The 20,826-nt window shown below is 65.4% G+C and carries 15 protein-coding genes and 6 pseudogenes; 12 read left to right on the forward strand and 9 right to left on the reverse strand.

The window, feature by feature from the left end:
• Window positions 1–843: 843 nt before the first annotated feature.
• From ACFC09_RS43990 to ACFC09_RS44000, 3 genes and pseudogenes are all read left to right on the forward strand, one after another.
• Entirely contained in the window at window positions 844–2,631 is a 1,788-nt protein-coding gene (locus ACFC09_RS43990; protein WP_376538464.1) for a reverse transcriptase domain-containing protein, read from the forward strand.
• A 585-nt stretch (window positions 2,632–3,216) separates the two neighbouring features.
• Window positions 3,217–3,798, forward strand: a pseudogene (locus tag ACFC09_RS43995) (reverse transcriptase N-terminal domain-containing protein); the annotation flags it as partial.
• A gap of 123 nt (window positions 3,799–3,921) precedes the next feature.
• Window positions 3,922–4,095: pseudogene (locus ACFC09_RS44000) on the forward strand (CTP synthase); the annotation flags it as partial.
• A gap of 68 nt (window positions 4,096–4,163) precedes the next feature.
• Here ACFC09_RS44000 and ACFC09_RS44005 read toward each other — a convergent pair.
• Window positions 4,164–4,652 (reverse strand): annotated as a pseudogene (locus ACFC09_RS44005) (transposase); the annotation flags it as partial.
• Between the two features lie 31 nt (window positions 4,653–4,683).
• Between ACFC09_RS44005 and ACFC09_RS44010 the strand changes: the two are divergent.
• Window positions 4,684–5,858: pseudogene (locus ACFC09_RS44010) on the forward strand (IS3 family transposase).
• Window positions 5,859–5,894: 36 nt separating this feature from the next.
• Here ACFC09_RS44010 and ACFC09_RS44015 read toward each other — a convergent pair.
• Both ACFC09_RS44015 and ACFC09_RS44020 read right to left on the reverse strand, forming a co-directional pair.
• On the reverse strand, window positions 5,895–6,161 hold the full coding sequence (locus ACFC09_RS44015; RefSeq protein ID WP_376538466.1) for a hypothetical protein: 267 nt from the start codon (window positions 6,159–6,161) through the stop codon (window positions 5,895–5,897).
• The gene (locus ACFC09_RS44020) at window positions 6,158–6,778 is read right to left on the reverse strand and encodes a class I SAM-dependent methyltransferase (protein WP_376538468.1); all 621 of its coding nucleotides are present in this window, start codon (window positions 6,776–6,778) and stop codon (window positions 6,158–6,160) included. The genes ACFC09_RS44015 and ACFC09_RS44020 overlap by 4 nt, the downstream gene beginning before the upstream one ends.
• Before the next feature lie 69 nt (window positions 6,779–6,847).
• Between ACFC09_RS44020 and ACFC09_RS44025 the strand changes: the two genes are divergently transcribed.
• Complete coding sequence (locus ACFC09_RS44025) at window positions 6,848–7,510, forward strand: TetR/AcrR family transcriptional regulator (protein ID WP_376538470.1); 663 nt, start codon at window positions 6,848–6,850, stop codon at window positions 7,508–7,510.
• 74 nt (window positions 7,511–7,584) lie between these two features.
• A protein-coding gene (locus tag ACFC09_RS44030; RefSeq protein ID WP_376538472.1) for an IS3 family transposase occupies window positions 7,585–8,747 on the forward strand; the annotation gives its coding sequence in 2 pieces (ribosomal slippage) (window positions 7,585–7,869 and window positions 7,872–8,747; 1,161 coding nt in all).
• On the opposite strand, the gene ACFC09_RS44035 is transcribed toward ACFC09_RS44030, so the two are convergent.
• The 3 genes and pseudogenes from ACFC09_RS44035 to ACFC09_RS44045 all read right to left on the reverse strand — a co-directional run bounded on the left by ACFC09_RS44035 (window position 8,716) and on the right by ACFC09_RS44045 (window position 11,336).
• Window positions 8,716–8,886, reverse strand: coding sequence for a hypothetical protein (locus ACFC09_RS44035; protein ID WP_376538474.1), 171 nt, complete (start codon window positions 8,884–8,886; stop codon window positions 8,716–8,718). The two genes, ACFC09_RS44030 and ACFC09_RS44035, sit on opposite strands and share 32 nt — an antisense overlap.
• A gap of 257 nt (window positions 8,887–9,143) precedes the next feature.
• Window positions 9,144–9,986: pseudogene (locus ACFC09_RS44040) on the reverse strand (ABC transporter permease); the annotation flags it as partial.
• Between the two features lie 24 nt (window positions 9,987–10,010).
• Entirely contained in the window at window positions 10,011–11,336 is a 1,326-nt protein-coding gene (locus tag ACFC09_RS44045) for an FAD-binding oxidoreductase (protein ID WP_376538476.1), read from the reverse strand.
• 130 nt (window positions 11,337–11,466) lie between these two features.
• Between ACFC09_RS44045 and ACFC09_RS44050 the strand changes: the two genes are divergently transcribed.
• Window positions 11,467–12,420, forward strand: coding sequence for a helix-turn-helix transcriptional regulator (locus ACFC09_RS44050; protein WP_376538478.1), 954 nt, complete (start codon window positions 11,467–11,469; stop codon window positions 12,418–12,420).
• A 311-nt stretch (window positions 12,421–12,731) separates the two neighbouring features.
• Window positions 12,732–12,935 carry a cold-shock protein gene (locus ACFC09_RS44055; RefSeq protein WP_376538480.1) on the forward strand — a complete coding sequence of 68 codons (204 nt, stop codon included), beginning with the start codon at window positions 12,732–12,734 and terminating at the stop codon, window positions 12,933–12,935.
• 271 nt (window positions 12,936–13,206) lie between these two features.
• Here ACFC09_RS44055 and ACFC09_RS44060 read toward each other — a convergent pair.
• Window positions 13,207–13,458 (reverse strand): annotated as a pseudogene (locus ACFC09_RS44060) (STAS domain-containing protein); the annotation flags it as partial.
• 573 nt (window positions 13,459–14,031) lie between these two features.
• Window positions 14,032–14,241 carry a hypothetical protein gene (locus tag ACFC09_RS44065; RefSeq protein ID WP_376538482.1) on the reverse strand — a complete coding sequence of 70 codons (210 nt, stop codon included), beginning with the start codon at window positions 14,239–14,241 and terminating at the stop codon, window positions 14,032–14,034.
• 134 nt (window positions 14,242–14,375) lie between these two features.
• On the opposite strand from ACFC09_RS44065, the gene ACFC09_RS44070 reads away from it, so the two are divergent.
• From ACFC09_RS44070 to ACFC09_RS44080, 3 genes are all read left to right on the forward strand, one after another.
• A complete protein-coding gene (locus tag ACFC09_RS44070) occupies window positions 14,376–14,513 on the forward strand; it encodes a hypothetical protein (protein WP_376538484.1) in 138 nt (45 codons plus the stop codon).
• A 718-nt stretch (window positions 14,514–15,231) separates the two neighbouring features.
• Window positions 15,232–17,658, forward strand: a complete 2,427-nt coding sequence (locus ACFC09_RS44075) for a DddA-like double-stranded DNA deaminase toxin (protein ID WP_376538486.1) — start codon at window positions 15,232–15,234, stop codon at window positions 17,656–17,658.
• A 7-nt stretch (window positions 17,659–17,665) separates the two neighbouring features.
• Window positions 17,666–18,169 (forward strand): Imm1 family immunity protein, encoded by a 504-nt coding sequence (locus ACFC09_RS44080; RefSeq protein ID WP_376538488.1) that lies wholly within the window; start codon window positions 17,666–17,668, stop codon window positions 18,167–18,169.
• Between the two features lie 412 nt (window positions 18,170–18,581).
• Here the strand turns inward: ACFC09_RS44080 and ACFC09_RS44085 are convergent, their stop codons facing one another.
• Window positions 18,582–18,815 carry a hypothetical protein gene (locus tag ACFC09_RS44085; protein WP_376538490.1) on the reverse strand — a complete coding sequence of 78 codons (234 nt, stop codon included), beginning with the start codon at window positions 18,813–18,815 and terminating at the stop codon, window positions 18,582–18,584.
• A 453-nt stretch (window positions 18,816–19,268) separates the two neighbouring features.
• Between ACFC09_RS44085 and ACFC09_RS44090 the strand changes: the two genes are divergently transcribed.
• A complete protein-coding gene (locus ACFC09_RS44090) occupies window positions 19,269–20,231 on the forward strand; it encodes a trypsin-like serine protease (RefSeq protein WP_376538492.1) in 963 nt (320 codons plus the stop codon).
• Window positions 20,232–20,826: the final 595 nt, after the last annotated feature.

Raw genomic sequence — 20,826 nt, forward strand, 5'->3', positions numbered from 1 at the left:
CAGCGACCCCACCGAGATCGCCTACTACGTCTGCTACGGACCGGCCTCCTCGCGGCTGAAAGACCTGGTCAAAGTTGCCGCAGCGAGGTGGGCGGTGGAGGAGTGCTTCGTGCGACACGAGGCTGCTTGAGCTGAATGAACTCACCGAGAGGAGGTTCCGTTGAGGAAAGTGTAGTTCCAGGCCAGTGTTCAGGGCCTGTCCGCGCCCCGGCGTGCGTTCCTGGTAACGGGAGGGTGCGAAGCCCGGAGGAAAAGCCCAAGGACTTCTGTTCCATCTGGGGGTTACAGGCAAGGGGAAGAGTGGACGGGTGAAGTGCGCCGTGAGGCGCTCTGTTGTATCCCCGATTCAATCGGGAAGAACTTGGAAGAATGTTCCTGGGTCCAATGGCTAACCTGGAATCGAAAGACGAAGGGGACAGTAGCATGTCAGGAAAGCAGCGACCGCGCGAAGACGTCGAAGCGGGGCGCTGCGGGGCCCGTGCGATAAGGCAAAAGCTAGACTGCTTGAAACCTAATCTCCGATCGGTGAATGTCCGCGCCCACCGGAAAGACGCCTGTAACCGGTGCCGCTCCATGCGTCAGTATCGTTCGCCTGCTGATGCAACTTCCGTGGGGCGGGTGATGCCCAGTGAGGGTAGTCAAGGAGATGAGTGGGTTGCCTAAGTCGCGCTCGGACGTACAGCAGAGACGTACCGCGGGATCACCTAAAGGGTGCGAGCCCCATGGTGACGGAGCGCCAATAGTAGTCGCAGGAGTAACGACCTGCCGGGGAGTCCGGGAAAGCCGGACACAGGGCAAAGTGGCGCAGGTGGCAGGACCTTCCGGACGCATGAGGGATGCGTAATGCAGAACGCCGAAACCGTCTTAGAGGTCATTTGTGAGCGCGGCAGGAAGGGTCTGCCGCTGGAACGGCTGTATAGACAACTGTTCAATCCTGAGCTCTACCTACTGGCCTACCGGAAGTTGTACTCAAATGCGGGTGCGATGACTCCGGGCGTCACGGGAGAGACCGTGGACGGAATGTCCTTAGAAAAAATCGAGAGCATCATCAATATCGTTCGGTCCGAGCGGTACCGGTGGGCTCCCGTCCGGCGGACGTATATTCCCAAGCAGAACGGGAAACGGAGGCCATTAGGACTGCCCGGATGGTCGGATAAGTTGCTGGCTGAGGTGGTGCGCATGCTGCTCGACGCGTACTACGACGTTCAGTTCTCCGACCGTTCACACGGGTTCAGGAGTGGCCGAGGGTGCCATACCGCGCTGCGTGAGATAGCAGATACGTGGCAAGGTGTTACCTGGTTTATCGAGGGCGACATTACCCAATGTTTCGATCGACTTGACCATCAGGTCATGATCGAGATTTTGGGTGAGAAGGTCCACGACGGCCGGTTCCTTCGGCTGGTGAGCAACATGCTCACGGCGGGGTATCTGGAGGACTGGAGGTGGCACGCCACTCTGAGCGGTGCGCCGCAAGGAGGGGTAGCAAGCCCCATGCTTTCCAACATCTACCTTGACCGACTCGATCAGTTCGTCGAATCTCAGCTACTTTCGCAATACAACCGAGGTCGTCTACGGAGGACCAACCCTGAGTACAAGAGGGCCGAGAACGCACTCCTGCGAGCGCGGAAACGCGGGGACAAGAAGTCGGTACGTGCGCTGTCACAGGTGCGCCGCGCATTGCCCAGTCAGGATCCGAATGACCCTGACTACCGCAGGTTGCGTTACGTCCGGTACGCAGACGATATTCTGCTCGGTTTCAGCGGCCCCAAATCCGAGGCCGTGGAGATCAAGGAGTCGCTTGGCGAGTTCCTGCGCTCGGAACTGAAGCTGGAGCTCTCCGAGGAAAAGACTCTGATCACCCATGCTCGAACAGAGAAGGCCCGGTTCCTCGGATATGACATCGTGGTTCAGCACAGCAATGACCGAATCACCCGTGGTCGGAGATCGGTCAACGGTGTCGTCGGGCTGCGTGTCCCCGAGGAAGCGATCACGCGAAGAAGCTCCTTGTACATGCGGCGGGGTGAACCCGCACATCGGCCTCAGATGCTGAACGATCAAGACTTCACGATCATCAGCAAATACCAGGCCGAGTATCGAGGTGTGGTCCAGTACTACCTTCTGGCCTCCAACGTCTACCGCCTTGGCAGACTGCGGTGGGTCATGGAAACCTCGCTATTGAAGACCCTGGCTTCCAAGCACCGCGCCACGGTTTCCGCGACGGCCCGTAAGTACAAGGCCGTTATGCAGACCGACGAAGGGCCGAGAGTGTGTTTCCGCACAGTGGTTGAACGTGGCGAAGGGAAGGAGCCGCTGGTCGCGTGGTTCGGAGGAATCCCGCTGAAGCGGAAAGTAGAGGCGAAGCCCGTTGACCGGGCGCCCGTCTTGGCGACAACGCAAGGAAATGAGCTAATCCACAGGCTCCTTGCCGGGAGCTGTGAACTATGCGGATCTGCCAGGAGATTGGAGGTCCACCACATCCGCAAGCTCGCAGACCTGAACAAGCCAGGACGCAGAGAAAAGCCCGCATGGATCAAGACCATGGCAAAACGGCGCCGGAAGACCCTCGTGGTCTGCCGCCCCTGTCATGAGAGTACGCATGCCGGGCGGCTCGCAGTCGTTCCCCTGAAGTAGTCACTGGAGAGCGGTATGCGATGAAAGTCGCACGTACCGTTCGGCGGGGGGCCGTTGGAAAAGGACCTGCTCAGCAGGTACCTCGCCGGCGGCCTACCCGACTGCAAATGAACCCTTGGCTATGCCTCGTAACCTCTAACCCCGCCGATGGGACGTTCCAGCGGGGTACAGGACTGGCCGCTGAGAAGCGGCAGGCGCCGGCCGGAGAGAAGCAGCCAGCCGGGAGAACACCGCCGTCCCGGGGTAGAGAGGGCAACCACCCCACTCGCATCTCACTCATGCAGAACGTGAAAACCCCGCAGGGGTCCTGTCGTTATCACGCAACGGGTAGGCCGACCGCAAGGAAAGCTTAATTCCCCGGCGGGAACAGGATGACCCAAGAAGCGAACGCCGGTGGCCGAAAGGCAACAGGAAACCGGGACACAATAGCTGGTCACTCCGCCAGCCGTCCCGTATAACTGGCGACAGGGTCCAGGTGACCCGGCCCGAAAGGGTGCTGACGTGGGTCAGGTGAGCCTGCAAGAGAACGATGACAAGGACGACGGAACTGAAGGACACTTAGCCGCCGTGCCGCCGAACGGCCCGGTGAACGGACCCGAAGACGAGTTACTCGACTGGCATGCGATCGACTGGGATGCCGCCGAGAAGAACGTATGTCGTCTGCGCCAGCCCATCTTCGCGGCATCGCAGGCAGGGGACCTGAAGAGGGTCCGCAATGTGCAGAAACTGATGCTCCGCAGCCGCAGTAACACGCTGGTCAGTGTGCGACGGGTGACGGAGATCAACGCTGGCCGCCGGACGGCGGGCATCGACGGCAGGGTCGTGCTCACCAACCCGGAAAAGGCCGAGCTGGCCACCTGGGTCCAGCACAGCTCAACTCCGTGGAAGCCCAAGCCCGCCCGGCGTGTTTACATTCTGAGGAGCAACGGAAAGCGGCGCCCCCTCGGGATTCCCGTCATCATCGACAGAGTCCTGCAAGCCAAGGCAGTCAATGCACTGGAACCCGAATGGGAAGCCCGATTCGAGCCGAAATCCTACGGCTTCAGACCGGGCAGGGGATGCCAGGACGCGATCCAAGCGATATTCACGGTCGCGCACGGGAAGATCCCGAAGCGGAAGTGGGTACTGGACGCGGACCTGGCAGCGGCATTCGACCGCATCGATCACGCTCACCTCGTCGTGCTGCTGGGAACCTTTCCCGCAACGGAAATGGTCACCCGATGGCTGAAAATCGGAGTCATCGAGAAGGAGTGCTTCACCGCCACCGAGGAAGAACACCTCAAGGCGGCCCGTCGGATGGCGACCGACGACGTCGACGTCGTGATCACTGAGGTCGGCGGCACAGTCGGCGACAGCGAGTCGCTGCCGTTCTTGGAGACCGTCCGCCAGGTCCATCACGAGGTGGGGCGTGACAAAGTCCTCGTTGTCCACGTCTCGCTGCTCCCGTACATCGGCCGTCCGGGTGTGTACGGTCTGGGCCTGTCTCACAACATTCGGGCCTGTCTCACATTCGGTGGTGATGTAGCGTGCTGTTATCCGAGGAGGATGCGGTGGCGAAGCAGCGTGAAGCCTGTTCGTCCGTGTATCTGGCGCGCGATCCGCTTGGTCTTCGTGTTGACCCCCTCGGTAGGACCGTTGCTGTACGAAAACGTGAGGGCGGCGTTTACGGCGTCGCGGTCTCGTTCCAGACCTCGGGCGAAGGCATGCAGGTGGGGCAGATTGGCGCCGCGGACCTGGGCGGCCCAGCGCGTGAGCGCGTCAGCATTGTCGACGTGAGGCACAAGGAGCGGGGCGAAGACCTCTATACCGGCAGCCAGTTGAGTCATCTCGGGGTATGCGGCGGTGAGCTTGGCCAGGAGCTCGTGTTGCTCGGCCTTGAGGTTGTCGGGCCTGGCCAGCAGCATCCGGGCGAGCCTGCACGGGGAGATGTGGCTGCGGTCGGCGTCCGCACGGCCCTGGTTGATGTACTTGTGTAGGAGGTTCAGGCAGCCCGTGAAGCCGAGGACCTTGATCTCTTCGAAGTGAGCTGTACTGAGATTTGTGGAATTCCTGATGCCAGGGTTACGGTCCTGGCGAAGGAGACCCACCAGTACCACGGCAGCACCCCGTAAATACCCCGACGAGCTCCGCGAGCGCGCGATCCGTGAGGTCCGCGCCACCGGCCGCCCCATCGCGCACGTCGCGAAGGACCTGGGCATCCACAAGGAGGCCCTGCGCGGCTGGGTCCGCCAGGCGGAGGCCGACCGCGGCGAGCGTGACGACCGGCTGACCACCGCCGAGCAGGACGAGCTCAGACAACTCCGCAAAGAGGTAGCGGAGTTGAGGCGGGCGAACGAGATCCTCAAAGCCGCCTCGGTGTTTTTTGCCCAGGAGATCGACCGTCCCCGGACGAGGCCGAGCAGGTGATCGACCACCTGTGCGACATGGGCCTCGGGGCGGCCGAAGTCGGCCCGCCGGCTCCGTGACGAGGTACTGATGCCGCTGATCAAGGAGGCTCACGCCACCTCGGGCGGCACGTATGGGGCCCGTCGGATCACCCGCGCGCTTCGGCGCAAGGGCCACGAGGTGGCCCGCTGCACCGTCGAGCGCCTGATGGCCGAGCTGGGCCTGAAGGGTGTCATCCGTGGCCGGCGGCGGCGCACCACGGTTCCCGAACCGTCGGCGCCCCGTCCGCCAGACCTGGTCGACCGTGACTTCACCGCGAGCCGGCCCGACCAACTGTGGGTCGCCGACATGACGTATGCCGTACCTGGTCCGGCTGGGCATACGTGGCGTTCGTCCTGGACGTGTACTCCCGGATGATCGGCGGCTGGCAGGCCGCGAACCACATGCGGACCGAACTCCCTCTGGACGCCCTGGAGATGGCACTGTGGAGACGGAGGATCAAGAAGGACTCCGGCCTCATTCACCACAGCGACCGCGGGTCGCAATACGTATCAATTCGGTATACCGGCCGGCTCGCCGACATCGGCGCCTCAGCCTCCGTCGGTTCGGTCGCGGACAGCTATGACAACGCGATGGCCGAGGCCCTGAACGACACCTTCAAGGCCGAGCTGATCGAGATGCAGGACCCCTGGAAAGACGTCGACCAGGCAGAACGGGCCATCTTCCAATGGATCGCCTGGTACAACGAGGAGCGCCTCCACTCCGCTCTCGACTACGTGCCGCCTGCCGAGCACGAGGCAACCTTCCGGCGGGGCGACGAGCAAGCGCCTCAGTCCGCATGAAGCAAGATCACCGGACTCTACGAAACTCGGGGCAGCTCACTGCGCGATGGCGCGGCCTTGGCCGGCGAGCCATGCGAGGAAGGCACCGGCCTGGGTGACTTCCTGCTTGGTGTGGTTGGTCCGGGAGCGTCCCAGCGGTGCCTTTTCCGCCTTTGCCCGCAGACGCCGCATCTGGTGCCAGGTGACGAAGTGCCGGAGAAGCTGACGGTGTTCGGGGTCCTCGGTGCCAGCGAGTCGTTCGGTTGTGCGAACGACCACGCGCGATGTCCGGTGCCCGAAGATGCCCGGTGTGGCTGAGCTCATGTTGCGGCGGCGGCACGGTGCAGCGTGAACCAGAACGTCGGGACCGGGTTCGTGCCGGGCGTCACGTCGGCCAGCTGCCACCCAGCGAACCTGGCGCGGAGTTCGTCCGCAGTGACGCCGGACCACGAGTCGTCAAACGCCCCGGGCCCGTACCCGAACATCAGCAGTCGTGCACCGGGGGCGGCACGCTTGGTGAGGCCGGCGGCGTAGGCGTCGCGGCGGTGCGGCGGAATCCCGCAATAGCAGCTCAGGTCGAAGAACAGATCGTACGGGCCGTGCACGCCCACCTCGTCGAGCCGGGTGGCGTCCCCGCACAGCACCGTGACGTCCGCTCCGGCAGCGGCGGCCTTCTCCCTCGCCTGCCGGACCGCCCGGTCGACCAGGTCGACGGCCGCCACCCGCCAGCCGTGCCGAGCCAGATACACCGCGTTGGTTCCGGTGCCGCAGCCGAGTTCGAGGACCTGGCCTGGCATCCGCGCGCCGGGCCCCTCTATCAGGGCCACCAGCTCGGGCGGCGTGACGCCGCTGTCCCACGGCGGCTTGCCGTCCCGGTAGAAGTCCTCCAGCACGCGGCGCACAGCCGCCTCTTGGTCGAGCTCCGCAGCTGTTCGAGTCATATTCATCGCTACCCCTCCAAGAATCTAGAGTTCAACTCTAGTGAATGACTCTAGAGATAGACTCTCGACATGGATGCGGTCAAGGGATCCGACGGACAGAACGCCAAGCGCCCCGACAAGCGGGCCGAGCGCTCGCGGCGCACCCGCGCAAACATCGTCGCGGCAGCGCGGGACCTGTTCGTCGCGCAGGGGTACGGTGCGACAAGCCTTCAGGAGGTCGCGGATCGCGCGGGCGTGGCCGTCCAGACCGTGTACTTCGTGTTCCGAAACAAGCGCGCGCTGTTCAAGGACGTCGTCGACACGTCCATTGCGGGCGACGCCGAACCGGTCGCCACGATGGACCGCGACTGGTTCCACGCCGCGTGCGCCGAGCCCACTGCGGCCGGGCAACTACGCGCCCACGTGCGGGGAGTACGCGACATCCTCGGCCGTGTCGCCCCGATCATTCCGCTGATCGCGGCCGCGGCGGCCACGGACCCGGAGATCGCCGCGCAGTGGCCCGCCGGCCCCGACCCGCGCTATACCGTCCAGCACGCCGCAGCGAAGGCACTGACCTCCAAGCCCGACGCCCGCCCCGACGTCGATACCGCCCGCGCAGCCGACCTGCTGTACGGGCTGCTCAGTCCGGAGCTATACCTGATCTTCGTCCGCGACCGGGGCTGGTCCCCCGACGCCTGGGAGGAGTGGGCATGTGTGGCCCTGACTACCCACCTCTGCACAGACCACGAGTAGGCCCCGGATCTGCTGCACGATCGGGTGACATCTGAACTGGCTTGCCCTGTGGGGCGGGTGGGAAGGATGTCGCTGTGCCCAAGCCTTATCCGGAAGAGTTCCGCGAGGACGTCGTGCGGGTCGCGAGGAACCGCGGTCCGGGTGTGACGGTCGAGCAGGTGGCCGCCGACTTCGGAGTGCACGCGATGACGCTGTGGAAATGGATGCGTCGCGCGGACATCGACGACGGCGTGAAACCCGGAACGACCAGCCAGGACAACGCGGAACTACGGGAGGCGCGTCGGCGGATCAAGCTGCTGGAGCAGGAGAGCGAGGTCCTGCGCCGGGCCGCGGCCCACTTGTCGCAGGCGCATCTGCCGGGAAAAGGATCTACCCGCTCGTGAAGGAGCTGGCCACGGGCGGGGTACCCGTCACGGTCACGTGCAGGGTCCTGAAGCTGGCCCGCCAGCCTTACTACCGCTGGCTGGACCAGCCGGTGACCGACGCCATGCTGGAGGAGGCGTATCGCGCGAACGCCCTGTTCGACGCGCACCGTGACGACCCGGAGCCCGGTTACCGCTTCCTGGCCGACGAAGCGCGCGGCGCCGGGGCCGTGATGGCGGACCGGACTGCACGGCGGATCTGCCGGGACAACCGCTGGTGGAGCGTGTTCGGCAAGAAGCGCGGCAAGGGCAAGAAGGCCGGCCCGCCGGTGCACGACGACCTCGTACGCCGTGACTTCACCGCGACCTGTGCGAACCGGCTGTGGCTCGCCGACATCACCGAGCACGCCACCGGCGAAGGCAAGCTCTATCTCTGCGCGGTCAAGGACGCCTTCAGCAACAGGATCGTGGGCTACTCCATCGACGAGCGGATGAAGTCCCGCCTGGCCGTGACCGCCCTGGACAACGCCGTGGCCCGGCGTGGAGACGTCGACGGCTGCATTCTGCACAGCGATCGCGGATCGCAGTTCCGCTCCCGGAAGTTCGTCCGGGCGCTCGACCGCCACCGGATGGCCGGATCAATAGGGAGGGTCGGAGCTGCCGGCGACAACGCGGCCATGGAGTCCTTCTTCAGCCTGCTGCAGAAGAACGTCCTCGACCGCCGTGTCTGGGCCACCCGCGAAGAACTCCGGATCGCGATCGTGACCTGGTTCGAGCGGACCTACCACCGACGCCGCAGACAAGCCTCACTCAGCCGGGTGACCCCCATCGAATTCGAGACCGTCATGACCACACCGGCCCTCCAGGCCGCGTGACCGAACCTGTCACCCAAACCTGCAGCAGACCCGTGGGCTCGATGGTGCGCAGATCAACGTCGTCCAGCCGGACAGATCCGGATGTTGCGTCCTGAAGTCTCGCGACGATCGACAGTAGGTTCGTCTTGCCAGCACCCATCGATCCGATGATCGCCACCGTGTCGCCGGGCTCAACCCGTAGGTCGGTGCCGGACAGGACGTCAGCATCGGCGCCTGGGTACCGCAGCGCAACGCCGCGCACTCCAACTCACCGCGGATCGGGAACGAGCTGGCGGGTACGCCCGATGGCCGGAACATAGGGGTGGAGTTGAGCATCGCCTGAATACGTTCCGCTGCGACCATCACCCTTGGCAACATCATCACCCCCGAGGCGGGCATCATGGCTGCCCCCAGGATCAGGCCCAGGTAAGTGACGTAGACGGTCAGACCGCCGATCAGCAGATGTCCCGACTCGACCCGGTGGCCACCGAACCACACCACGGCCACGATCGACAGATTAGTGATCAGCACGACGGCCGGAACAAACGTCCCACTCAGCCGCCCCATCGACCGGGTTGCCACCGCCAGCTCGTTGTTCTCCTGCCCGAACCGCTCGGCCTCGAAGCGCTCGCGGGTGAACGCGCGAATCACCGTGAGACCCATCAACTGCTCGCGCATGACCCGATTGATCGCATCCAGGCGGTCCTGCATCCGGCGCGACACCCGTGTCATCCAGCGAAGGATCACCGCCAACGCCGCACCCAGTACGACAACTGCCACGACGATCAGGAAGGACAGGCCAGCATCTGCATGCAACGCCATATAGGCCCCGCCCAGCATCGTGATCGGTGCGGCGACCACCACTGTGCCGAAGGTGAGCAGGAGCGCCTGAATCTGCTGCACGTCGTCGGTGCTGCGAGTGACCAGCGTCGGCGTGCCGAAGTCCTGATGTTTCCGGCTGGAGAACGTAGCGATCTTGCCGTAGACGTCTGACCGCAGGTCGTGCGCAGCGTTTGTGGCTGCGCGCGTTCCAGCATAGGACAAGATCACCGCTGCCAGCAGCTGGACGATACTGACGACCACCATGCACCCGCCGGCCGTCCAGATGTGCCCGACGTCCGTGCGCAGTAGGCCGTTATCGATCAGATCCGCATTGATCGTCGGCAGATACAAGGTGGCGGCGACGCTGACCAACTGGAAGACGGTCACACCAGCGATCCACACTCGATGCTTGGCAAGCTGAGCACGGACCAGACGCATCGGTCAACCCTTCGTAGGAGGTGCTCAGGCGATGACGAAGCTGGGGTGCAACAGTCCGGCGGGGTCGTACTTACGGGCCAACTGCAGCAATCGGTCACGACGCTCGGCGTCGAACAGTTCTGCGGCGGCGCGTTGGTCGGATCGTCCGTGAGTGAAGTTCGGCGAGCTGCCTACGGCAGTCCCGGACCAGCTGGCCAACAGTTCATCCTGCAGCGCCCGCGCACTTGCCGCGTTCGACTTGGTTGTCGGGGCTACCACATTTACTACACACAGCAGGTACATCGCTTCGCGGTGGCTGACTGCGTTCGGCACCCTCGGCGGAGTGGACAGCGCCCCACCGAGATGGCGAACCGAAATGATGGAGCCAACCGACCGGCCTGGCGCCGACGCGGCGATGGCGTCGCGGAGGCGTTCCTCGTCGATCGCCCGCAACAAGACATTGTCGGCGACATACGCATGCGGCTGATTCGGTTCGCTGAAGACGGTGTCGGACCGCCGGTACGGGATCTCCTGCAGACCGTCGTATGCAGGTTTCAACGCCCGCAATGGGGCCACCAACTCGTCTGCCTCCGCAGCCGAACCCAGGTAGGCGATCTGGACATGGGCCATGTGCCGCTTAGAAACTTCAAGCGTGGTCATCGCCGAGTTCATCTCCGAGGGCATTGCCGCCGTCCAATGCAACCAGGTTGAGACCACCTCCGGCGTCTCGCCCAGGTCGAACATCAGACCGCCCCCGACCAGCCTGGCGACCGGCATCAAGGCCATCTCCAGCGCGGTCACGATGCCGAAGCTCCCGCCACCGCCGCGGAGCGCCCAGAACAGGTCCGGCTCCTCGTGTTCCGAAACCGTCAGCAGGGAGCCGTCGACGCTGACCAGCTCCAAGCGCGTGACATGGTCCGCGGCGAAGCCGTAGCGACGAGCCATCAGCCCGATGCCGCCGCCGAGCGTGTAGGAGACAGCGCCGACACCGGGCATGCTCCCAGACAGCGGTGCCAGATCGTAGCGTGCGGCGGCCTCGATCACGTCGCGCCACCGCGCTCCAGCGCCCACCCATGCGGTGCCGGCACCGGGGTCGACATCGACGCTGTTCATCCTTCGCGTCGACACCAACACACCTTCACCGGCGAGCGGGTTGGCGAGTCCATGTCCCGTGGCCTGGACCGCGATCGGCATACATGACTCCGCGGCGTGCCGGACGGCTGCCACGACGTCGCCGGCGGTCCGTGCCGCCACCACGTGGGCTGGCTGATGTTGCTCCTGCAACTGGAAGCCGGCACGGTGCTCGTCGTACTCGGCAGACCCTGGGTGGTACGCCACCGGTGATTCGGCGTCGGTCGTGTTGGCACTCATCGCGGGCGCCTTTCTGGATCGGGGTGCGTGCGCGCACCCACTCGGCGAACAGGCAGGTCGTAGGTACGCATCCGCCAGCCTGACGGGGATATGCGCCGCATCGTGTCGCAATTCCTGAAAAGATCGGTGTGTGACCCCAGATCGCTTCTTCTCCCTGATGCTGCTCCTCAAATCGAGGGATGCCGTGACCACACAGGAACTTGCCTCAGCGCTCGGGGTGTCCCTTCGAACCATCACCCGGGACCTGAACTGGCTCCGCGACGCCGGTCTACCGGTGGCCGCACACCGGGGCCGCCTCGGAGGCGTGACCATGCTGCCCGGGTCCGGACTCGACCTCACGCGACTCACACCGGGCGAGCGTGATCACCTGTCGCTCACCGGACTGGATGAGAAGCAGCGTGCGGAGCTCAACGCATCCGTCGAAAGCCAGCGCGCGCTCTCCAAGATCGGCGCTACACAGTCACGCCGAATTCATGAGCTCCTGCCGCTCACCGACGTGGTGCACGTGGACAGCCGTCCCTGGCTCCAGGCCCCTACTTCCGGCGCGACTCCGGCTTCGCTGATCGGCCCGGTGCGGCGCGGTCGCCGGCTACGGATCGAGTACGACAGCCCACGCGAATCATGCCCATGCGACCTGGTCGTGGATCCCTACGGGCTGTTCGCCAAGGCCGGCACCTGGTACCTCGTCGCCGACTGTGCCCGAGTGCCACGGATGTACCGACTCGAACGGATCACGACGTGGAAAGAAGTCGACCAGCCACGACGGATCCGCGAGAACCAGACCCTGGCCACCGTCGCTGCCGCGCTCATTGATCAGTGGGAACACAATCATGCGATAGAGGTCAGCGCCACCATCGACCAGACCCAGATCGACCGAGCGCAACGGATCTTTGGCCAACGGCTCGTCCGGGACGACCATGAAGAATCCGCCACCGGCCACAAGGTAACGATCCGCTTCCTGCATCGGGAGGACGTGCGGGCACTCCTGCCGTTCGGGAGTGCCATCACTGTGCATAGCCCCACCGAAGCCAGGGCTCACCTCCGCGACCTCGCCACCAATCTTGCCCACCACTATGCGCCGTGACCAACGTCCTGACCCGCAACAGCTAGGACGTCAAGTGCCAGGGCTGGTATCTACTCGGGCCCCATGGGCGCCGGCGCTTCCACGTCAAGATCGTCATTCCCCCTCCGCGCAGCCGATGTGATCTTCCCGCGTCGGTGATCGTAGCTCTCTGGCGGTGGCCGGTCTCCCCGTGTAGCGTCGCTGATGAGATGTCATGGTTCGCATTACCTGCCCGCGCCCTGGCGTGGGCGTTTCGCTGTGCGGTGCGTGGCCAGGGCGATCACCTGCGGGTCCGCACGGTGCGGGCCCGCTGCCAACTGAGGGGTATGAGCATGGCCAGCGGAACAGTGAAGTGGTTCAACGCCGAGAAGGGCTTCGGTTTCATCCAGCAGGACGGCGGGGGCCCGGACGTCTTCGCGCACTATTCCAACATCAACAGCTCGGGCTTCCGTGAACTCCAGGAGGGCCAGAAGGTGACGTTCGACGTCACGCAGGGACAGAAGGGCCCGCAGGCCGAGAACATCACAGTCGCCTGAGCCGAGCCTGGTCCTGTGGCTCCCGGGGCGTATGGCCCGGGAGCCACGGTTCCATCGTCCAGCGGGCGCAGCGCTAGGCGCGCACTGCAGTCAGGCACTCACCCGTACGCGGGGATCAGTGGGAATCGTGCGCCCCACGCTGACGTTCCCGGCAACCGCACGGCGCCCGGCACAAGCAGGCCGACGTGGACAGTGCTCCGCTGCGGATCCGGCCTGATACAGGTCAACTGCCCGTGGCGCTGGACGAAGGCGCCTCCGCCCGGCCATGACTTCACCGTACGCCGGGTTGCTCGATGGTGAAGGCGCTGCCGGTGTGGGTGAGCCGCAGAAGCCGGGCGAGCACGCGCGGGACCGCGCACAGCCGCAGATCGCTGCCGGCGGCCCTTGCGGCACGGGCAGCGGCCAGCAGCGCGGACAGGCCGACGCAGTCGCAGAACGACAGCTGGGCGAGCTCGCTGTCGACGGGCAACGGCCGATGGATGTCCGCGTCGGTGCGCAGAATATTGGCCAGTACCATCGCGTCGAGACCGGTTCGCATGTGATCCGCGATCGCCCAGCCGGCCAGGCGGCGTCTCGATATCTGGGTGAGCGGTCAGGTGCGCCGGCTGAGCGATCGACCGGGACGGGTCATCAACGTTGAGCCCAGAACAGAGCGTGCCCGCCCTCGCCTTCGGGCACGAACTCCTCCTGCTCGACCGTCAGTCCAGCCTGAGTGATCCATGCCAGGTTCGTGGCAGCGTCCGCGTGACTCCACCACATAGCGGTACCGCCGCCCAGCCAGTCCTCATCGACACCGCGCACTCAGCAGTTCAGACCTTGCGGACGGGGCGGAGGTTACCGGCCAGTAACGCCGTTTCTGAGTTCAGTCGTACCCGGTCCGTACCTGACCCGGTGTACACCTGAACCGTCATGCTTCCTGTGGCCGGCGTCCCGGCAGTGGCCAGCACGGCCGCTGTCTTCCTCAAGGCCGGCCACGGGCAAGTGCTCGCCGGCCGGCATTGCGTCTGATCGCTGACGACGTCGATGCCCAGGAACTCGCCGTGATCCTGCGCGACTCCCGGGCATCGACGTACTCGGAGGTGTTCTGTGGGGGCTGTTACTGGATTGTGCTGTCCCAGTCCCGGTGCGGGCTGGTCATGGTGTCGCCGGTGCTGGTGAGGTTCCACATGCCTTGGCGGGTCCGGCCGTCGGAGGTGGCGCCGTAGTCGTAGAAGATGGCCATGTCGGACTTGCCGTCACCGCTGGCGTCTCCGGAGAGGGGCTGGCTCAGGTTCCAGTTCCAGCTGGTGGGATCGCTGTCCCACACGATCTTCGGTGCCTGGAGCGTGGTGCCGGTGCTGGTGAAGACCCACAGCTTGGTGCGGAATTTGTTGTCCGTCGCTCCGTAGTCGTAGAGGACGCCGATGTCGGGTTTTGCCGTCGCCGTTGTAGTCGCCCGAAGTGAGCTTGCTGCGGTCCCAGTTCCAGCTCATGGTGCCGCTGTCCCAGGCGACGGTCGGTGCGTTGAAAGCGGTGCCGGTGCTGGTGAAGACCCACAGCCTGGTGCGGAACTGGCCGTCGGTCTGTCCGTTGTTGTAGAGGACGGCGATGTCGGGCCAACAGTGCCGCCCGCCGTGCCGCACTGGCTGCCGCGCAGACCGCCTCGGCAGCTGCCTCAGCTGCTGAAGCAGCGAACAGCGCCTACAAGGCAGCGATCGCGGCCGCCCGCGACGAGGCCAACGCCGGTGCCGCAAAGCAGGCCGCCAGCCAGGCACGCGCCGCGGCGGATGCCGCGAAGAGGTCGGCGGTCGCAGCCGAGAACGCGGGCCTTGCCTCCGCCGCAGCAGCTGTCGCTTCCGAGTCGGCGAAGAGTGCCTCCGGCAACGCGCGGGCGGCAGCTGACGCGGCCGACGAGGCCAACGCCTATGCGGATGCCGCCGGACTGCATTCCGACGAGGCCCGCCTGGCCGCTGCCGAAGCACGACGGCACGCCAACGCCGCCGACGCCGCCGCCGACCGCCCCGCCGACCTTGCCCGCCGTGGGGCCACCGCCGCCTATGGTGCCCGCGACGCCGCCAACTCGGCCGCAGCACACGCGGACAAGGCCGCCGACTACGCCGACGAAGCAGCCGAACAAGCCGGCAACGCCGCAACCTACGCCGCCGTCGCCAAGAAGAACGCCGACGGCGCCAAGGCAGCAGCCGACACCGCGAGTGCCGCGGTCAACAAAGCCAGAGAGACCTTCGACCTGGCCCGGGAGACCGAAACAGCCGACCTGCAGACCCGCACGGACGCGGCCATCGAGCGCGCCCGCTCAATGAAAGCCGCCTCCGAAGCAGCGGTCTCGGCCTCCGCGGCCACCCAGGCCGAGGCATTGTCCCTGAGCGGCACCGCGACCGGGCTGGCCCAGGAAGCGGGACGTCCCGACGTCGACATCCAGGCCACCGCCGCCAAGGGCCGCCAGCTCGCCATGCAGGCGATGAAACTCCTCGGCCCCTGGCACCAGGAAGCCGCCGCCCGCGCGCTCTCAGGCATAGACCAAGACGTCCTGGACTACCTGCGCACCCGCTGGAAAGAGGCCGACTACTACGACGTACGCCAGCGCGTCGTCGTCCTGAGCACCCAGAGCCCCTACACCTCCGTCAGCACCGCCGCCGCCGACGTCCTGGCAGGCGGAACTCCGGACCAAATCGCGGCATTCCACACCTCCGGCCAGTACGAGGCCGGCCGGACCGACATGCGGGTCGACGTCGCCCGTCTCGCCGAGACCGGCGGCCCCGGCGTCAGCGAGGCCGCCAAGACCGCACTCGCCGACGGAACCGGCAAAACCCTCGCCACCTTCCTGCACATCGGCCAGTACGGCGCACGCCTTACCGACGAACGGGTCATCACCGCACGCCTCGCCGAGACCGGCGGCCCCGAAACCCAGGCCGCCGCGAAAATCGCTCTCGCCGGACCCCCGGAACTGATCCACGAGTTCGTCAGCACCGGCCAGTACATGGCCCAGCGTAAAGACGCCCTCGCCACCACCCACATCCACCAGGTCCAACGGCTCCTCGCCGAAGGCTCCCTGATCGCCGCAAAGGCACAAGAGAACGCCTGGCGCGCCGCGGAAGCCGCCGCAACGGCCCAGAACGCCGCCGACGAAGCAGCAGCCGCCTCCAACCAGGCACAGAAGTCAGCGGAACAAGCCGCGCAGTACGCCGCCGACGCCAGGACGTCAGCGGACGCCGCCGACCGGAGCGCCGCCGACGCGGCAGCATCAGCCGCGACCGCACGCAGCGCCGCTGAACGGGCCGCGCAGGATGCCACCGCCGCCGAGAACTCCGCCGCCGCCGCCGAGTTCTCCGCCTCCTACGCCCGCTACTCGGCCCAGCAGGCCAACGACTCAGCCGACCGGGCCCGCGCATCGGCCATCGCCGCCGGCAAAAGCGCCGCCGAGGCGGAAGCCGAGGCCAAACAGGCATGGCAGACAACCCGCGACCTCGTCGACCAGGAGATCGAGGAAGCCCGCCGCCGGGCGGAAGAAGAACGCAAGGCCCAGCAGGACAGCGCGTCCAAGACGTTCTGCATGGACCTCCTCCCGTTCGACCACTCGTACTTCCCGATCAACACGGTCATCTGCGACGGCGGGGCGATCGACCGGGCCCTGGACGTAGCGAAGGACCCCAGCACATACGGGACGATCATCTGGGAGATGTCGGGTCTCGCCGACATCAAGGCATGCATCGACAACCCCACCGCCGCAGACTGTGTGATGGCCGCCGTCGGCGTCACTCCCTGGGGCAAGCTCAAAAGCGCCGCCAAGGCGGACAAAATCCTTGACGCCATCAAGGGCGGACGAGCAACCCGCAGGACCGTCGCCTGCCTGACCGGAGCAGCACACAGCTTCACGGCCGGCACCAAGGTCCTGATGGCCGACGGCACCGGCCGCCCGATCGAACAGATCGAAACCGGCGACCTTGTCACCGCCACCGACCCCACCACCGGCGAAACCGGTCCCCGGCGCGTCACCCGCACCATCCACACCCCCGACGACCGCAACTTCACCGACGTCACCCTCACCGACGGCTCCACACTCACCTCGACCAGCCACCACCCCTACTGGTCTGAGAACGGCCAGACGTGGAAAAACGCGGGCGACCTCCAGACCGGCGACACCCTCCGCACCCCGCAGAACAACACGGCCGCCATCGCCCACACCCGCGACTGGCACGGCCTCCAGGACGCCTACGACCTCACCGTCGACGACCTCCACACCTACTACGCCTCCACCAACACCACCTACCTCCTCGTCCACAACACCGACGAAGCCTGCCCCGCATGGGTGAAGAGCGCTTGGGACAAACTCCCTATACGTAAGAAGGGAGATCCAACTTCTGGATATGTTTTCGAGCCTGATGGTACGCAGGTGTGGGATTCAATGCTGATGAGTGGACGCGGTGAACTCTCCGAGAAGATTAATCTATTCCTCCAAAAATCTGCAGACTTTCCGGATTGCTCTGGGTATGCGGACGTCTCGCATCACGCCGAAGTGAAGCTCGCCTGGGAGATGCGGAATAAGATGGGGGAGGGGAAAGAACTGCACATCGTCATCAATACGGTGTGCCCAAAGGTAACAACAGAAAACTCGAAGGGGTGTAAGCAGGCAGTCCCTGCCATCCTCTACGAGGATCAGAAACTATATGTACACTATCCAGGCATGACGGAGCCGGAAGAGTTGAAGGGCCTGGCGAAGAGGTGACGGTGGCATGATTGTCCTTGGTACAACCCATGCGGGTGGATTCTACGCCCGTACTGAACAGCAGGTCGATGCTCTCATTGACCACATCATGCATGATCTCATCCAGGAGGGAAGAACTCCCGATGGTTTCGAGATCATGCCTGAGAAAGCCGTGGTGAGCATCATCAAGGGAAAGTATCCAGAAGAGTCCGACGAAAGATGGGCGAGCAACTACCTGTATGTCTCGGTGAACACCAAGAACGGGTATGGTGCACTGAAATGGTGGACCAATAAAGTGCCGGACGGGGCACCTGAGGGTGATATCTCCCGATTCATCTGGACTTCAGGAAACCCTAATCCGCCCTCGTTCGACCCCGAGTTGATCTCCGATCCCGGAACTCCCAGTTACTACCCGCCTGAAGCGGCTATCCCAGTAACACAAGTACGCAAAGTCCTCGAAGAATTCTGTCGCACTCGGACAGGTGCACGGCCGGAAAGCGTTTCGTGGCTACTGCTTGATCAAACGGTATAAGTACATTCTGGTCTTCCTTCATGCCGTGCCCCGGCCTGCTCGGGGCGCGGTCACCTGTAGAATTACGAGTGGAGGAAATCAAGCACGCGAATAATCGTCATCAAGGGCGGACGAGCAACCCGCAGGACCGTCGCCTGCCTGACCGAAGCGGCGCACAGCTTCCGAAAACGACCAGACGTGGAAAAACGCGGGCGACAGGTCTGCTGCTGCCCCGGACTCCGTCCAGCGGACTCGCCGGCCGGGGAGCCGCACGGGTGCGGAGGGGTCGTGCTGGAGCGGAACGGAGTCCACCGCTGTTCGCTGGCCCGGCACAGCCGCTCACGTCCCGAACGGGCCTGGTCAATGTGCGCCGTGATGACGTCCTTGCCTCTGCCCACGCCGGCGAACGTGCTGGACTGCTGGCGTCCCGTACTCAGTTCCCAGGGGAGAGGCCATGGGTGAGGTCGCCGCGGCCGTGTCGGACGAAGCGTTCTTCGCAGTTGCCGAGAACCTGGGCCACGTCCTTGAGACCCGCGCGATGCTGTGTGTTGTCGCGCCGGATGACGTCCAGGGTGAAGTCGTGGTGGAGGCCGCTCTCAGCCGCTGCGACCGAGCCGACTCCGTCATGGTCACGACCGCCTTGCCGGGCAACCTCGCGGTAGGCCACGCCGACCAGTTTGCGGCCGCAGAGCTGCCCCAGGGTCAGATCCCGGGGTCACCGCGCGGCCGTCCGGCAGGGCCTGCACGGTGTCGGCGAGTGCCTTCGTGAGGGGTACGGCCGCGTCTTTGTGCTTGGTGTAGGTCGCGCTGCCCAAGGTGATCTGGAAGTCGTCGCCGAGCACGGGCCGCAGGGACGGCAGGACGGCTGCCCGAACCAGGTCGGCCTCAGGTCGGTCATGATCTCCGAACACCCCCTGACGCTGGAGGACCGCGCCGCGCTGCGCTGCGCGGGTTCGCGCCGAGTCCTTCGCCGGCAGCCGCACTCCGGGCCTGGGGTTTTCCCCAGTACGGAGGATCAGAGGGCCATAGCATCGGTTGGCCTGCTACCCGGGTGGTCTGGCAGGCATCGGAAAAACGAGGCTGAATGCGTACGGATCCACCGAGCAAGAAGGAATTCTCTGTGTACAGCTTCAAGCCACTGCGCCGCCGTAGCGTCCGCACCGCTGCCGTCGGCGTTCTCGCGGCTGCGGCCTGCGCCACTGTCATGGCCGGCAGCGCCGGGGCCATCGTCAACGGATCGGACTCCACCGAGCGCTACCCGTTCATGGCGACCATCCCCGAGTCGGCCCCCACGCTCGGTCTGAACGACGGGACCTGCGGGGCGTCGTTGATCGATAAGCAGTGGGTACTGACGGCGGCGCACTGCGTGAAGGGTGACGGCCTCGAACTGGACGGCATCGTGCGCGTCGGCAGCGACCACCGCAAGTCCGGCGGCACTGTCCGGAAGATCAACCGGATCTTCGTCCACCCCGGCTATGTGAACGGCGACGGCAAGGCCGCCAACAAGAACGACCTCGCGCTGATACGCCTGGACCGCCCGGTCGCCCAGCACCCCATCAAGATTGCCAAACATGCAGGGCGACCCGGCACGCCGACCCGGCTCCTGGGCTTCGGCACCACCGCCGACACCGAACTCAAGTTCCCGGACCGGCTGCAGGAGCTGAACACCCGCAGGGGCGCTGAGTCCGAGTGCGCGCCGGGCTACGCGGGCCCGACCCGGCTGTGCACCATCACCACCGTGCCCAAGGCCATGGCGTGCTTCGGGGACTCCGGCGGGCCGCAGGTCCAGAAGGGTCGGAACGGCCGCTGGGAGCTGATCGGCGTCACCTCGGGACCCGGCGCCCCGAAAGTACCGTGCTCGCAGGGGCCCGGCCTCTACACCAACGCGCCCGCCTACGCGGACTGGATCAACAAGACCATGAAGAACCACCACGCCGTGAACAATCACTGTCACCACGCGGTGAAGAACCACCACGCCCTGAAGACCAGCCGCGCGTTGTCGACGGCGACCATGCGCTCCGACCTCGCCAAGACCGGTACGAACCACCACACCGCGGCAGTTGTGCAGGGTGTGTCAAACTAACGGCTGATCTTGGTTGTTGAGTGGTCAGTTGTTGCTCGGGGTCAGGCGGCCCTCGAAGGCGATCTGGAACGCGTTCAGGGCCGCCTGTGCCTTTGCATGATCCACCGCTTGCGGCCCTTCCCCGCCGGGTCCAGACCCCGGCCCAGGCCGCCGAACCGCCCACCACTCCGGGCGGCCGGGCACCAGCGGTCAGCCGAGCCTCGCTGCAAGCCGGCCTCCTGGCGGCCGACGCCCGCACCGCCAGTCTCGCCGCCCAGGTTCGCAGCCTCGAAGCCTGCCTCGGCGAGGCGCTTGGCGAGGCAGGTCTGGCACGAGGCCGGCATCGGCGGCCCGGACGACACCGAACAGCTCAAGGCCCGCATCACGCCCCTCGAACAGCACGTCGTTGACCCCTGACTCAAATTCCAGGACCAGGGCGACGAGCTGAACGCCGCCCGCACGACCATCCGCGAACTCATGGCCCAGCTCAACCGAGATCCGGCCCGACGGCGCTGAAAGCACAGGTCAGCGATCCAGCGCACCTTTGGTGCGCGCCGGGGGCGTGGTAAATCCCGTGGCGTGCGCCGGAGGTGCTTCTGTCTGCCCTGACGTGGGC

Origin of the sequence: Streptomyces sp. NPDC056161 (assembly GCF_042268025.1) — a bacterium.
Lineage (GTDB): Bacteria > Actinomycetota > Actinomycetes > Streptomycetales > Streptomycetaceae > Streptomyces.